The 1578-nt window shown below is 80.7% G+C and carries 1 protein-coding gene; it reads right to left on the bottom strand.

Annotation, left to right across the window (positions count from 1 at the left end):
• Positions 1–172 precede the first annotated feature (172 nt).
• Positions 173–1578: DUF5691 domain-containing protein (locus ACFW1I_RS30990; RefSeq protein WP_384676140.1), on the bottom strand; the 1406-nt coding region annotated here is incomplete at its 5' end.

Below are 1578 nucleotides of genomic sequence, written 5' to 3'. Positions count from 1 at the left end.
GCCCACCTCGTGGTTGGCCGACTGGAGGCAGGCGAGCGCGGTCCCCCCACCGAGCCCGGTCCCCCCATCGCGGGGGGCGGCGCCGCCGCCGGGCGCGGCCCCGGGCCCCCGCCGCGCCCCCGCGCGCCGCGCGCGCCGCCCCCCCCCCCGGTCCGCGTACCCGCCCCCGGGCTCAGGCGTCCGGACCGTCCAGCTCCGCGCGCATCCGGGCGCGCAGGTCCAGCGTCGCCACCAGCCGCTGGAACGCCTCCGCCCAGTACGCGCCCGCTCCCGGCGAGGCGTCCTCGGCCTCCGGGACCGCGGCGGCCAGCGCCTCCAGCTGCCGGGCGGCCGTGGGGGAGAGGCAGCGCTCCGCGAGCCCCATCACCCCGCTGAAGCTCCACGGATAGCTGCCCGCGTCCCGCGCGATGTCCAGGGCGTCGATCACTGCCTCGCCCAGCGGCTCCGCCCACGGCACCGCGCAGACCCCGAGCAGCTGGAACGCCTCCGACAGGCCGTGCGCCGCCACGAACGCCGCCACCCAGACGGCCCGCTCCGCCGGATCCAGGGTCGCCAGCAGCTGTGCCCGCTCGGCCAGCGAGGAGGTGCCGGGGCCCGTCGCCGGCGGCACCGACGGGGCGCCGAGCAGCGCCCGCGACCAGGCCGCGTCCCGCTGCCGCACCGCCGCCCGGCACCAGGCCGCGTGCAGCTCCGCCTGCCAGTCGTCGGCGACCGGCAGCGCCACGATCTCCTCCGGCGTACGCCCGCCGAACCGGGCCGGCCAGCAGGACAGCGGTGCCGCCTCCACCAGCTGCCCCAGCCACCAGGACCGCTCGCCCCGCCCCGACGGGGGCACCGCCGTCACACCGTCCCGCCGCATCTCCTCGTCGCACTCGTGCGGCGCCTCCACGACGACCGTCGGCACGGCCGCCGTCCGGTCCAGGCCCACGCAGGTCACCGCCCGGTCCGCCATGCGGCCCGCGAGCGCCGAGCCCGGCAGCGCGGACAGCAGCTCGGCGGCGGTCGCCCGGACATTGCGGCTGCGGTCGGCGAGGGCCGCCTCCAGGAACTCCTCGTCCGCCGCCGAGAGGCCCGCGCGCAGCGAGTCCAGGAACATCAGCCGGTCCTCGGCCCGCTCCCCGGACCAGGTCCCCGCGAGCAGGGCCCGCCCGGCCACCGGATCCTTCGCCCGTACGGCTCCGAGCAGCGCGACCCGCTCCGCGAACAGGCCCTCCTCCCACAGCTCCCGCACCGCGTCGGCGTCCTCCGGGTCCGGCAGCGTGCCGCCCGCGCCGCCGCCCCGCAGCGCGAACCGCCAGTCCGGGTTGAGCCCGGCCAGCCACAGCCCGCGCGGCCCGGCGAGCGCCAGCGCCTGGGGCCGCAGATCGGTGCGGGCCCGCGCCGCGTCGAGCAGCGCCGGCAGCGCGGCGGCCGGCGCCTTGAACCCGCGCTCCACGGCCAGCGCCAGCCACTGCGGCAGCAGTTCGGCGAGGTCCGGCGCGGTGCCGCGGCGGCCGCCCGAGGGGGCGGGCGCGGCACGGCCCGCGAGCAGCGGGTCGAGCCGGCGGCGGGCCGCCGCGGGCAGCGGCGGGCGGGGGT

The sequence above is a fragment of the Streptomyces sp. NPDC058955 genome, assembly GCF_042741435.1.
Taxonomy (GTDB): domain Bacteria; phylum Actinomycetota; class Actinomycetes; order Streptomycetales; family Streptomycetaceae; genus Streptomyces.
This window is presented reverse-complemented; position numbering and strand designations above follow the sequence as displayed.